This is a genomic window from Clostridium sp. ZS2-4, from assembly GCF_026719745.1.
Classification (GTDB): Bacteria; Bacillota; Clostridia; order Clostridiales; family Clostridiaceae; genus Clostridium_H.
The window spans coordinates 202,114-215,378 of sequence record NZ_JAPPRQ010000011.1 but is presented as its reverse complement, the minus strand read 5'-3'; the positions used below and the strand labels follow the sequence as shown (position 1 = coordinate 215,378).

The window sequence follows — 13,265 nt, the reverse complement described above, 5'->3', positions numbered from 1 at the left end:
TTTCTCCTTATATATTCCAAATCGACTGATTTTTTTCTTAATTTCATTAAAATCTATATTGTAAGTATTGTACTCTCTATTTTTCTTTGCCCCTTATTTCTATTCGTATCATTACTTCAATACTTAATATTTCCTTTTATATTTATTCGTATTCTAAAAAACTTTGTATTGCAGCTTCTTACCTTTTTTCTATTCTTTAACGATATTTTCTAATATATTATTCTATATGAAATCAAAAAGTCCTCCTAAAAAATTATCTTTTTTAATTTAATTTTAAAATATATTAAACTCATTTTATGTTTTTTTTTGTAGAAGCCAGGAATCATCTAATGCTACAGAACATATGATTTTTTGATTTTTTCTCATCAAAACAAAATATTGGGTAATTCTACTATAATACTCCAAAAATCGACTTGCTTATATATATCTGTAATTCTAACTTTCTTGAAATAGTAACTAATCTAGAGTATAATTTATTAGGAAATTATACTCATAGAATAGAATAGAAAGGAATGTACATAGATGAAATTAGGAATCGTTGGTTTACCCAATGTAGGAAAAAGTACCTTGTTCAATGCAATAACAAAGGCTGGAGCAGAATCTGCAAATTATCCTTTTTGTACAATAGAACCAAATATAGGAGTTGTATCTGTCCCTGATGAAAGATTAGATGTACTTCTACAAATGTATAACTCTAAAAAAAAGGTTTATGCAGCTGTTGAATTTTACGATATAGCTGGACTTGTTAAAGGAGCCAGCAAGGGAGAAGGACTTGGTAATAAATTCTTATCACACATAAGAGAAGTTGCAGCAATTGTTCATACAGTTAGATGCTTCAGTGATGACAATGTTGTTCATGTTGAAGGTTCTGTAGATCCTATTAGAGATATAGAAACAATAAATCTTGAGCTGATTTTTGCAGATCTTGAAGTTGTAGACAGAAGAATAGAGAGAACTAAGAAAACTGCTCGCAGTGGAAATAAAGAATCTAAAATTGAATTAGAACTACTTGAAAAAGTAAAAGCTCATCTAGAAAACAACAAACCAGTTAGAACTTTAGAAACTACTGAAGAAGAAGCTGCTGTTATAAAAACTTTCTTCTTAATAACTTCAAAACCTATATTATATGTAGCTAACATATCTGAAGATGATTTATTAGCAGGTAATACAGAAAATGAATTTGTGAAAAAAGTAAAGGCTTATGCAGAAGAAGAAAATTCTGAGGTTGTAACTATTTGTGCTAAAATAGAAGAAGAATTATCTACTCTTGAAGATGAAGAAAGAGATGAAATGCTTTCTGAATATGGATTAACTGAACCTGGATTAAATAAATTAGTTAGTTCAAGTTACCATCTTCTTGGACTTATGAGTTTCTTAACTGCCGGGCAACAAGAAATAAGAGCTTGGACCATTAAAATAGGTACAAAGGCACCTCAGGCCGGAGGCAAAATCCACTCAGATATTGAAAGAGGATTTATAAGAGCTGAAATAATATCTTATGATAAACTTGTTGAATGCGGTTCAGAATCAGCTGCTAGAGAAAAAGGCTTCTACAGACTTGAAGGTAAAGATTACATTATGCAGAACGGTGATGTAGTACATTTTAGATTTAACGTATAATTTAAGTTAAATACTCTATGTTTATTAATAAAAAATTTCAATTAAATAACTAAATGTAACCCTTGATTACTCTGTTATAATCAAGGGTTTTTTGCTATACAGTCTTTTTACCATATTTTTTCAATTCTTTTTTTGCTGCAGAAATAACTGTTCTGTAATCACTCATTAAAACCTCAATAGCATCTTCAATATTCTTCATAACGTATATATGGAATTTTCCTTCTTCTATAGCCTTTTCAACTTCCCTGTTCAAAACTATATTATTCTTATTTTGATATGGGATAAGTACTCCTTTTCCATGAACATTATCAATTTCTTTGCATATTTTGAAAAATCCCTCTATTTTTTCATTGACCCCCCCAATTGGTTGTACTTCTCCAAATTGGTTTAGAGAACCTGTAACTGCTATATTCTGTTTAATAGAAATATTGCTTAAAGCAGAAATCATACAAACGAGCTCAGCTACTGAGGCACTATCTCCGTCAATTTTCCCATAAATCTGTTCAAAACTCAAATGGAAATTAACTGGAAGTCTATTGTATTTTCCAAAAAGTTCACTAATTAATCCTTTTAAAATATTAACCGCTTTACAGTGAATATTACCACTTAATTCACTTTGTTTTTGAACATCTATTATTTCTCCTTCACCTTTGTAACAGGAACATGTTATTCTTATTGGTTTTCCAAAGCAAAAATATCCAGAATCTAAAACTGACAGACCATTAATTTGACCAATTTGCTTGTCTTTTACCTTTAACAATATTTTATCTTCTTTATATACTTCTCTAATCTCTTTCTCTATCAAGTCCTCCATATAAGCTATATCAATTATGTCTTTTGCAGTAATTGTATCTCTGTTTTCACAGATAACCTTATTATTAGAAAGCATTAAAATTTTGCTTAACTCCTCATCATTAAAAAGTATTTTTTCTTTATGCTCTGCTTTTCTGGATAAAAATTTTGCAACTTCTCTAATTGCACCCTTATCTAAAGAATTTAATTTATTATCATTACAAATTTTTTGTATACTTCCCAATAATGAAACTTTAGTATCGTCATTAACTTCAACTATCGGTCTATACTGTGCTTTTATCTTAAATATTTTTCTAAAGTCATCATCGTAATTATACAATATATCATATGTTTCATAATCACCAATCATAATAATTTTTTCTTTAATCTTAAGAGGTTCAGGTTCTAATCCTCTCAAGGACAATAATTCAATGTATCCTCTACTTGAATCAAAACTCACCTTTTCACTCAAAATAGTCTTTTTTAGATTATAATAGGCATTTGCATTAGCAAGCAAGCTATTAGCTCGTATAATTAAACATCCTTCATTTGCTTTTAAAATAGAACCTGCCTTTATTAAAGAAACGTCCGTTACATAAGTTCCATTTTGATTTTTATACTCAATGCTTCCTAATAAATTTGTAATACTAGGATCTTCTTCAAAAATTACTCCAGGTGTCTCACATTTACTGTTATCTACTAAAACATTCACATCATATTTTATTATTATCTCATTGATTCTATCTTCATCATCTTCATATACCATAGAATAATTTTCACAAATATCTTTTTCTATATCGCCAGTCATTTCTTCCAATAGTTGCAAAGCTTTTGTATCATTTTCAAATTCTTCTATAAATATTCCCTTTATTTCTTTTGCTTCTTCACTCAAATATTCTTCCATAAGTTTTTTAATCTTAACTAATTCAGTTAATTCTATGTCTTTCAAGCCTTCTAGTATTTTCTGTGATTTATTTTTTAATTCACTAACCTTATTCAATATTTCTTCTTTCTTGGCAGCATCTAATTCATCGTACTCTCTTTCTGTCATTATTTCTTCACCTTTTAAAGGTATGAATGTGAAACCTTTATTGGTAGATCTTATTTCAAATCCCTTATCGTGAGCACTATCCATCAATTCAGTAATAAGTTCATTTCTCTTTTTTTGAATATTTTCAATTATTTCTTCTTTTTCCTTACATACTGAACTAGTATAAAATTCATATGAAGCTTTTATATATATCTCCTGGAGCTCTTCAACAGTTTCTTTTAATCTTATACCCTTTCCATTTGAAAGAAATAGTGGAAAAGGTTTGTCAGGGTCTTCATTAATAACATAAACTATATCTTGAGGTTTATCTCTGTATTTAAATATTTTATTTATAAAGTCTTTTATATTATTCAATTTATTTTTTGAAAAATCATCTATCAAAAAAATATTATATCCTTCTTTATTTATATTTAAAGCAGACTCTATTTTATCGTATACGTCTCCTGTATATTCTGGTAAATTACAATTCTTATCATCTAAATTTATATTTTCAACATCAAATTTATATACTGCATCTTGGGATAATAATTCTATACTCATATTTCTCCCCCTTTCTTCACTTATTATATTAATATTCTAAAATTGTTATTTTAGGAACATATTTTAATATAAATATTAAAATATAATGAAATATTTACGATTATATATCTAATATTTCAACATTAAGTGTTCTTGCTTGTACCAAATTTACATTTTTTAATGGTTACATATATCAATGGTTATGGGTAAAACTATAATTAGCTATTTTAAAAAAAAACATAGTATGATATAATAAATTTTAGTTATAATTTACTTTAATTGTTATCATATATAGAATTTATATGTAAAGGAGCTATTTAAATGGGTTTTAGAGAAAAATTATCCGAACAATATACAAAATCTTACTTTAAAAAATATGGTGATAGACTTACCCAAGCACAAGGAAAAGTAATTTCAGTAAAGGTTGAAGAAAAATCAATCCTTTGGATTTTTCATAAGCTTACTGTAACAATATTAGTAAAACCTGATAGAAGTAAAAATATTACAAAATGCTCTTATAAGAAAAACAGATGGTTCAAGAAACCTGAGTTCATGGTACTTAATCAAGGTAACTCAGTATTAATTCAAGGTCTTAAAGGTAAAAAAGGTGATACTGATAGAGAAAATATTCAAGTGCTTAATATTATGAATTTAACTACCAAGAAGCAATTAGTGCCTGTTGAAGGGGATGCTATGAAAAAACTTCAACAAGCTCAAAAGATTAAATATCGTTAAACTGTAATTTAGAAAAAACGTTGATAAAAATCAACGTTTTTTCTATTTCCTAAGCAACAAGTATAAACTATTAACAAAAGAAATAAAGCTGGAAAAGAAAATAACTATAACCCATTGCCCTAAGTTTAAAGGTACTGTATGAAAAATTTCCTGTAAAAATGGAATATATATTATAGATATAAGCATTAAAATTGATACTCCAACTGCTCCTACTAAATAAATATTAGTAAAAAGCTTTATTTCAAATATGGAATGATTTTCAGATCTACATTCAAATACATGTATAAGCTGTGATATTATAAGGGTTCCCAATGCCAAGGTTCTACAGCTTTGTAGATTCATTCCATAGTACTTTCCTGCTAAAAAAGCAAATATAGTACATATACCAATCAATGTTCCTCTTAGTAAAATTTTTTCTTTAAGTCCCCTTGCAAATACACTTTCATTTTTTTCTCTTGGTTTTTGGGTCATTATATCTTTATCTGGAGGGTCAACACCTAAAGCTATGGCTGGCAGTCCATCAGTAGCCAAATTTACAAATAAAATCTGTATAGGAAGCAGCGGCGTTTCCAAATAAAATAAAGATGATAAAAACATGGTTAATACTTCTCCCAGATTACAAGACAATAAATACCTGATGAATTTCCTAATATTGTCATATATTATCCTTCCTTCCTCCACTGCTGAAACAATAGTTGCAAAATTATCATCTAATAATATCATTGATGATGCTTCTTTGGTAACATCTGTTCCTGATATTCCCATAGATATTCCTATATCAGCTTCTTTTACAGCTGGAGCATCATTTACCCCATCTCCTGTCATAGCTACGATGTTATTTTTTTTCTTAAAAGCTTTAACAATTCTAAGCTTGTGTTTAGGACTAACTCTTGCAAACACTGAAACGGACCTGATCTTTTTTTGTAAATCTTTTTCTGATAATTCATCTAATTCCTCTCCTGTAATCACCTGCGAAACATCCTTACATATATGCAGTTCTTTAGCCACAGCATAAGCTGTATTTTTATGATCTCCTGTTATCATAACAGGCCTTATACCTGCCATTTTGCATTTTAAAACTGCATTTTTAGCTTCTAGTCTTGGTGGATCTTTCATTCCTGCTATTCCTAAAAATATTAAATTTTCTTCCATCCTACTGCCTTTAATTACATCTTTTTCTTTATATGCTGCAGCAATGCATCTCAAAGCATTAAAAGACATTTCTTCAACCTGATTTATAACTTTTCTCTTATGCTCTCCAGTAAGAGGAATTATATTATCTTCAACTAATATATATTTGCATTTTTCTATGATTCTTTCAGGAGCTCCTTTTACGTAACATACTTTTTTATTGCCTTCTGTAACAATAACAGACATCATTTTTCTATTAGAATCAAAGGGGATTTCATAATTCCTATTAGCTTTTGCTAAAAAATTTTTAATGTTTTTACTATCTTTAAAAAATACTTTTATCAACGCAGTTTCTGTAGGATCTCCTAATAAACTCTTTTCAAAATTTTTCTCACTAAAATCATAGCTACAATCATTGCAATACACAAAGGCTTTTTTAAGTATTTCACAATTTAAACTACTTTGCTTATTAACATCATAAACTTTTTTACTAAAATATATCTTCTCTACAGTCATATTATTTTGAGTTAAAGTTCCAGTTTTGTCACTACATATTATAGAAGTACATCCCAAAGTTTCTACCGCTGGCAATTTTCTTACAAGTGCTTTTCTCTTTAGCATTCTAGAAACTCCAAGTGCTAAGGCTACAGTAACAATTGCAGCCATCCCTTCTGGTATTGCTGCCACCGCCAAACTAACACCTAGAAGGAACATTTGATATTTATCTTGTCCTCTTGCTATGCCTAATACAGTAACTATTAAACATATTGCAATACACAATATAATTAAAACCTTACCAAGATCTGCTAGCTTCTTCTTTAAAGGTGATTTTTCTGTTTCTATATTTTGAAGCATATTTGCTATTTTTCCCATTTCAGTATTCATACCTGTATGAGTTACTCTAGCTATGCCCTTTCCTCTTAAAATTATAGTTCCCATGTATACATCATTGTTCTTGCTATCACAGCTCTTCTCCACGCCTACTGATTCTCCTGTAAGTAAGGATTCATCAATAAGCATATCATTACCTTCAACAAGAATACAATCAGCTGGTATTCTATCACCACTTTCTAATACAACCAAATCCTCTGGAACCAAGAACTCAGCATTAACAACCTTTACCTCATTATTTCTTATAACTTTAGCCGTTGGAGCCGCCAGCTGCTTTAATGCTTCCAAGGATTTCTCTGTTTTATATTCCTGTATGAACCCTAGAACTGCATTCATTACAACTATTATGATTATAGTTATTGAATCAGCTTTTTCTCCCATAATAGCTGAAATTATAGTAGCTCCAATCAATACCCAAATAATGAAATCATTAAACTGCTCAATAAATATCTTTATAGAAGAAACTTTCTTTTTTTTCTCCAGTACATTCAAACCATACTGCTTTAATCTCTTATCCACTTCATCCAGAGTTAAACCCCTCATCAAATTTTTTTCACTAATCATGTTCTTCCCCCTCTTCTTATAGTCCCCAGTCGCCAGTTACCAATCCCCAGCAAAAAAGAAAAGGGAATTAATAAAAGTTAAATAAATTTAAATTAAAGGATACTTTAAGATAATAACTTATGTATTTTCAATTTTCTTTTGCTTTATTTTAATTTTGCATTAGCAAAATACCCTTATCTGGAGACTGGGGATTGACTACTGGTTACTAGAATATTGTTTATATTCTTATAAATATATATGAACACTGTATGCTATCTTATGAAAAAATTATATTTTTTTATAAAAATAATAAAATTCCATGTTTTTGTGGTAAAATATTAAAAGAAATTTTTATTACTTATTAGGAGGTACACATTTTATGAAAGACGTAATCTATATAACAGGACATAAGAATCCTGATACAGATTCCATATGTTCTGCTATTGCCTATGCGGAATTTAAGAACAAAACCCAGAATGTACAAGCTATTCCAATTAGACTAGGTAATGTAAGTAAAGAAACTCAATTTGCTTTAGATTATTTTGAAGTTGAAAAGCCAACACTTATAGATACCCTGAAAGCTAAAGTTGAAGATTTAGATATGGATAAGGTAGCTCCAATATCTCCTGAAATATCTTTAAAAACTGCTTGGAATATAATGAAGAAAAACAATATGAAAACTATTCCTGTAGTGAATGGAGATGATATGTTTTCAGGAGTTGTAAGCCTTTCAAATTTAACATCAGCATATATGGATATATGGGATAACTACATACTTGGTAAAAGTGAAACAACTTTTGAAAATATTTTAGATACTTTATCAGGTAAAGCTGTATATTCTAATGATAAAACTTCAAAATTTGAAGGTAAAATCATTGTTGCTGCAATGAATCCAGAAGGTATAAAAAATGTTTTAGAAGAAGGCGATATTGCTATTTGCGGTGATAGAACCGATGCTCAGGAAATTATAATAGATGGTAAAGCTGCTCTAATGATTGTTGCAGGTAATCATGAAATTCACCCTTCAATAGTTGAAAAAGCTGCTGAAAATGGATGTTCAATAATAGCTACACCTTTTGATTCATTTACAGCTTCCAGAATGATAATCCAAAGTATACCTGTAAAATATGTAATGACTAAAGATGATGTAGTTTTCTTTAGAACTGATGAATTTGTTGAAGATGTAAAAGAAATTATGGGAAAGACAAGATTTAGAAGTTATCCTGTTTTGGATTCCAACAATAAGATTTTAGGTACTATATCTAGATATCATTTAATTTCTCAAAGGGATAAAAAAGTTATTCTTGTTGACCATAATGAAATGTCTCAATCTGTAGATGGTCTTGAAGATGCTGAAATTCTAGAAATTGTTGATCACCACAGACTTGCAGATATACAAACTGGACACCCAATTTATTTTAGAAATGAACCAGTAGGAAGTACAGCTACAATAGTAGCATCCATGTTCTTTGAAAATGGAATAAGACCATCCAAGCAAGCTGCTGGATTATTGTGCAGTGCAATTATTTCAGATACACTGTTATTCAAATCACCAACATCTACTAACGTTGATAAATTAATCTTAAAGAGGCTTTCTAAAATAGCTGACATAAATACAGAAAGCTATGCCAATGAGATGTTTAAAGCTGGAACTTCACTGACTGGCAAAACTATAGATGAGATTTTTAACCAAGATTTCAAAACCTTCACTATATCAGATAATAAAATAGGTGTAGCTCAAGTCAGCACAATGGATTTAGAAGGTTTTGAACCAATGAGAGAAGAAATGCTTGAGTATATGAACAATAAATGTAACTCTGACAAATACGATTTAGTTATCTTAATGCTAACAGACATAATTCAAAATGGTTCTGAATTAATTGCTGTAGGTAAAAAGCTGGATATTGTTGAAAAAGCATTCAATATACACCTAGAAAATAATAGAGCTTATATTCCTGATCTGCTTTCTAGAAAAAAACAAGTAATTCCACCATTGACAGCAGCAATAGATTAAGTATAAGCAATTAAAAATTGATAGTGGACGATAATGGAAGTTTTTCTCACAGAAAAACTTAAATAAAAAACTTAAAAGAACCTAAATATAGAATTTATCTATGTCTAGGTTCTTTTCTAAATAAACTAATTAAATTTCAAATTTGTTGAAAATTGAAATAATTTTATCTTCCTCTTAAGTTATTAGACATCTGCCACATTTCATCAGCAGTTTTCAGTGCACTTGAATTTAATTGAAAAGCTCTTTGAGTTATAATCATGTCTGACATTTCTTTTGCAATATCAACATTTGAATTTTCAATATATCCTTGAAGTATATCGGCATTATTACTCATATATACTTCTGATTGTACTTCATCTCCGTTATTATTAACAACCATCTCAGGCGAATATAAATTTTCACCTATACTCTTCATTGAATTTTGACCTACTGTGTTAAAAACAGGTATTTTTAAATTTCCATACTTATTTCCTAAAATATCACCATTTTCATCAACTTTAAAAGATTCCTTTTCAAATTTTATGTTGCCATTTTCCGTATTTACATTTTGTCCATTTCCATTTAATATTACTAATGCATTTCCATTAGAATCTACTACCTTTCCATTAGAATCTATTTGAAATACTCCACTTCTTAAGTAAGCTTCCTTCCCATTTGAATCAATTACTTTAAAAAACCCTTCTCCATCTATTGCTAAGTCTGTATTACTGTTAGTCTGCATTAAAGTACCCTGTGAATTATCCTTATAAAATCCATTAGTTTTAACCCCGGTTCCAGTAAAAGGCGCATCTTTATCACTAACTCCATCATTAACAGGATATCCATCTCTCTTTAAAGTTTCTTGAACTAAGCTCTGAAAACTTACATCAATTCTTTTGTATCCACTAGTATTAACATTAGATAAATTATTTGATATAGCATCTAATTTTTCCATCTGTGCAGACATACCGCTTCTGGAATTCCATATACTTCTAATCACATCTCCACCGCCTATTTTACTATTCTTTAAACTCTTCCTACTTCATTTACAGCTTTCCCTAAAGTTTCATCTAAAGTTTGTACAACTTTTTGATTACTTTCAAAAGTTCTTATAGTCATCATCATGTCTACCATTTCTCTCATAACGTCCACATTTGATTTTTCCAAACAGCCTTGATGCAGCTTATTATTATTTATCTCAGTAGGATTTTCTCCTGTATACAAATTATCTTCTACTTTTTTTAAAGAATTGTAATCATCGAAATCTGTTGTATATAATTTATAAGAGGGACGATTATTTATAAACATATTCCCATTTTCATCACATTTAACCTTGCCATTACCCACATAAATTGGCTCTAAAACACCCGTTTGAGAATTTTTACCCAAAACCCTGTCTCCAGTATCATTAACCAAATACCCCATACCATTTATATGAAAATGTCCATCTCTTGTATAATATGTATTTTCATTAATACCATTATCACGAATTACTGAAAAAAACCCTTGGCCTTGAATCGCAAAATCAGTATCTTTACCTGTAGTCTCAATAACTCCTTCGTCATAAACTGCATATGTTTCATCTATTTTACTTCCCATAGATAAGCTTCCAATAACATTCTTTACATTCTTTCCATTAACAACCTTATCATAGTTTTGTATCATTACATCATCAAATTTTTTTGCTATCAAATTCTCTTTTTTATAAGCAACAGTATTAGCATTAGCTAAATTATTACTTATAACATCCTGTCTGGCTTCTTGTGTTATGAGTCCGGAGACAGCAGTATATATCCCTCTAATCATTTTTTCACATCCTCATTATTAGTGTTTTGATTGTTTTTTCTTTCAATGACCTTATATTCATCTTTATATTCCATTCCATATTCTCTTGCTTTCATTTCAATTTGATACTGCGACAACTCAACTCTTTTCTTAGCATTAGTCATAAGAGTTGTACCAATAATCATCCCAATTCCAATACCTAAAAGCACCTTTCTATCACTTAAAAAATCTATTACACCTTTTATTCTAAATATAATTCCTTTATTAATAGTATTTCCCCCTTACTGATTTTAAGACTATCAGCAATTTCTTCAATACTCAAGCCCTTTTCCATGAGTTTCTCAATTTCTTTAATCTTAATGCTATTATTTTTTTCTTTAATTCTTTTATCATTTCTATCTTCTGTCTTGTTTTCATCATTTTCCATGTTTGTATTATTTTTTTCAATATCTATATTTTTTTTATCGTAAATTTCTTTCGTATCTTTATGATACTCCAGTTCTTTATCTAAATTTTTTTTATCTATTCCATTATGTTCTTCAATATATGTATTATGATTTATACTTGAATTCTCTTCTAGCTTTTTCTCTAAATCAGAAATTTCAGTTTGCAGTTCTAAAATTGTTTCTGCAAATTCTCTTCTTAGCTTTCCTATTTCTACTTCAAAGTCTTTCATATTACTAGAAGTTTCACTCAAAATTCCTGAAAAGGAATTCTTCTCTTTGTTAATTGCTCTAATGTTTAAGAAAATTAGCAAAGTTCCAGTTATAAATAAAATAATAGTGGTAAACATTTATTCACCTCTTTTATTTATGTCATATTTAAGCTTAGTCATCATTTTTCTAAGATTGACTATGGATCTGCTATGTAATTGACAAACTCTTGATTCTGACACTCCTAAAATACTTCCAATTTCTTTTAAAGTAAGTTCTTCATAATAGTATAAAGATAATACTGTTCTATCCTTTTCCTTAAGCAGTTCTATAGCTTTTCCCAGATATTCCACTTGTTCATTTTCTTCAACAGTCTTTTCTGGATTTGGACTTTTTTTATCTTCTATTGTTCCAATTAAAAGCATATCATCATCTTCAGAGAATATTAAATCTTCTAAAGAAACTACTGAAATATAATTAATATAGTTTTCTATTTGACCTACTTGATTGATTGACATACCAAGTTCTTCAGCGATTTCCTTACTATTTGGTTCTTTCAAGTTTCTTTTCTGCAGCATATCAACTGCATTATTATATCGGTTTAACTTATCCATAGCCCCTTTTGATATAGGACTATTTTTTCTAATTTCGTCTATCATAGAACCTCTTATTCTTATGGAAGCATATGTTGAAAATTTCATTCCTTTACTCTCATCAAACTTATTCAAGGCATCCATAAGACCAACCATTCCATAACCCAGCAAATCATCAAATTCAATATATTTACTTTTACCAATAATAACTCTTGAGGCAATATACTTTACAAGAGGTATATATTTTTTTACAAGCTGCTCTCTCACATCTAAATTGGTAGCTATGGACATATTTACTCCTCCTTCAATCCTTTTTTCATTTGTTCTCTCATTACTCCAAAAACATATCCTATTATTTTTTCTTGCTCAGATGCTTTTACCTCCACAAAATTTATTCCACATATTATGTTCTTCATTTCATCTTGGTCGAGTCTCATAACTTTCCCCTTAACAAGCATTCCACTATCGTTAAAAGGCAATACCATAATTAAATCAGTATTCATTTCAACCTTATGTTTTATTATCAGTCTTAATCCTCCACCGCTTAAATCAACAGCTGTACCTTCGAAAAATTTCAATTTTGAAAAATTCTCTTTATTAAATAAAAATTCTTTAGGAATTACAGCCCATTTTACATTGATAAGTACTGAAACACGTACATATTTTCTTCGCTGAATTTTTTTGACTCTTTTAGGTATCACTATCCAAAGTAAAGGTATATTGGATCTTTGTCTGGCAGATACTACAGAGCTAAACTCATATAAGCATGTTCCCTCATAATAAAGCACATCTATTCTTTCACCCTTTTGCAACGGTAAATATTGATTATCTCTTATAGGAATGCTTACAGCCAAATGTCCATCTTTAACATCTTGTACATCACAAGTATATATATCATCTCCGTAAATTATTTCAACTTTATTATTAAGTTTAAATTTCATTTCATTCATGTTTTATCC

General features: G+C 29.2%; 11 protein-coding genes. 3 read left to right on the top strand and 8 right to left on the bottom strand.

Translation table 11 applies throughout. The features are described 5' to 3' along the window. Window positions 1-522 precede the first annotated feature (522 nt). Window positions 523-1,620 (top strand): redox-regulated ATPase YchF, encoded by a 1,098-nt coding sequence (gene ychF, locus OIO11_RS02160; RefSeq protein WP_268069696.1) that lies wholly within the window; start codon window positions 523-525, stop codon window positions 1,618-1,620. A 94-nt stretch (window positions 1,621-1,714) separates the two neighbouring features. On the opposite strand, the gene OIO11_RS02155 is transcribed toward ychF, so the two are convergent. Next, window positions 1,715-4,003: an AAA family ATPase gene (locus OIO11_RS02155; protein ID WP_268069695.1), complete on the bottom strand. Its 2,289-nt coding sequence runs from the start codon at window positions 4,001-4,003 to the stop codon at window positions 1,715-1,717. A gap of 300 nt (window positions 4,004-4,303) precedes the next feature. Here OIO11_RS02155 and OIO11_RS02150 point away from each other — a divergent pair, with 300 nt between their 5' ends. Continuing rightward, window positions 4,304-4,717, top strand: a complete 414-nt coding sequence (locus OIO11_RS02150; protein WP_268069694.1) for a hypothetical protein — start codon at window positions 4,304-4,306, stop codon at window positions 4,715-4,717. Between the two features lie 42 nt (window positions 4,718-4,759). Here OIO11_RS02150 and OIO11_RS02145 read toward each other — a convergent pair whose 3' ends face one another. Then, window positions 4,760-7,303: a calcium-translocating P-type ATPase, SERCA-type gene (locus OIO11_RS02145; RefSeq protein ID WP_268069693.1), complete on the bottom strand. Its 2,544-nt coding sequence runs from the start codon at window positions 7,301-7,303 to the stop codon at window positions 4,760-4,762. A gap of 358 nt (window positions 7,304-7,661) precedes the next feature. Between OIO11_RS02145 and OIO11_RS02140 the strand changes: the two genes are divergently transcribed. Beyond that, the gene (locus OIO11_RS02140; protein ID WP_268069692.1) at window positions 7,662-9,296 is read left to right on the top strand and encodes a putative manganese-dependent inorganic diphosphatase; all 1,635 of its coding nucleotides are present in this window, start codon (window positions 7,662-7,664) and stop codon (window positions 9,294-9,296) included. A gap of 163 nt (window positions 9,297-9,459) precedes the next feature. On the opposite strand, the gene OIO11_RS02135 is transcribed toward OIO11_RS02140, so the two are convergent. From OIO11_RS02135 to OIO11_RS02110, 6 genes are read right to left on the bottom strand one after another with little or no spacing between them, the layout of a single operon-like run. Beyond that, the gene (locus OIO11_RS02135) at window positions 9,460-10,275 is read right to left on the bottom strand and encodes a flagellar hook-basal body complex protein (protein ID WP_268069691.1); all 816 of its coding nucleotides are present in this window, start codon (window positions 10,273-10,275) and stop codon (window positions 9,460-9,462) included. 26 nt (window positions 10,276-10,301) lie between these two features. Then, window positions 10,302-11,081 (bottom strand): flagellar hook-basal body complex protein, encoded by a 780-nt coding sequence (locus OIO11_RS02130; protein WP_268069690.1) that lies wholly within the window; start codon window positions 11,079-11,081, stop codon window positions 10,302-10,304. Next, window positions 11,078-11,269 carry a hypothetical protein gene (locus tag OIO11_RS02125; RefSeq protein ID WP_268069689.1) on the bottom strand — a complete coding sequence of 64 codons (192 nt, stop codon included), beginning with the start codon at window positions 11,267-11,269 and terminating at the stop codon, window positions 11,078-11,080. The genes OIO11_RS02130 and OIO11_RS02125 overlap by 4 nt, the downstream gene beginning before the upstream one ends. A 32-nt stretch (window positions 11,270-11,301) precedes the next feature. Beyond that, on the bottom strand, window positions 11,302-11,853 hold the full coding sequence (locus OIO11_RS02120; RefSeq protein WP_268069688.1) for a hypothetical protein: 552 nt from the start codon (window positions 11,851-11,853) through the stop codon (window positions 11,302-11,304). Beyond that, a complete protein-coding gene (locus OIO11_RS02115) occupies window positions 11,854-12,597 on the bottom strand; it encodes a FliA/WhiG family RNA polymerase sigma factor (RefSeq protein ID WP_268069687.1) in 744 nt (247 codons plus the stop codon). Between the two features lie 2 nt (window positions 12,598-12,599). Beyond that, window positions 12,600-13,256: a flagellar brake protein gene (locus OIO11_RS02110; protein WP_268069686.1), complete on the bottom strand. Its 657-nt coding sequence runs from the start codon at window positions 13,254-13,256 to the stop codon at window positions 12,600-12,602. Between the last annotated feature and the right edge of the window lie 9 nt (window positions 13,257-13,265).

What these genes read in the sequence shown, in the direction of transcription:
- ychF (WP_268069696.1), top strand. Translation starts at nt 523, where the DNA reads ATGAAATTAGGAATCGTTGGTTTACCCAATGTAGGAAAAAGTACCTTG.
- OIO11_RS02130 (WP_268069690.1), bottom strand. Translation starts at nt 11,081, where the DNA reads ATGATTAGAGGGATATATACTGCTGTCTCCGGACTCATAACACAAGAA.
- OIO11_RS02115 (WP_268069687.1), bottom strand. Translation starts at nt 12,597, where the DNA reads ATGTCCATAGCTACCAATTTAGATGTGAGAGAGCAGCTTGTAAAAAAA.
- OIO11_RS02155 (WP_268069695.1), bottom strand. Translation starts at nt 4,003, where the DNA reads ATGAGTATAGAATTATTATCCCAAGATGCAGTATATAAATTTGATGTT.
- OIO11_RS02150 (WP_268069694.1), top strand. Translation starts at nt 4,304, where the DNA reads ATGGGTTTTAGAGAAAAATTATCCGAACAATATACAAAATCTTACTTT.
- OIO11_RS02145 (WP_268069693.1), bottom strand. Translation starts at nt 7,303, where the DNA reads ATGATTAGTGAAAAAAATTTGATGAGGGGTTTAACTCTGGATGAAGTG.
- OIO11_RS02120 (WP_268069688.1), bottom strand. Translation starts at nt 11,853, where the DNA reads ATGTTTACCACTATTATTTTATTTATAACTGGAACTTTGCTAATTTTC.
- OIO11_RS02140 (WP_268069692.1), top strand. Translation starts at nt 7,662, where the DNA reads ATGAAAGACGTAATCTATATAACAGGACATAAGAATCCTGATACAGAT.
- OIO11_RS02110 (WP_268069686.1), bottom strand. Translation starts at nt 13,256, where the DNA reads ATGAATGAAATGAAATTTAAACTTAATAATAAAGTTGAAATAATTTAC.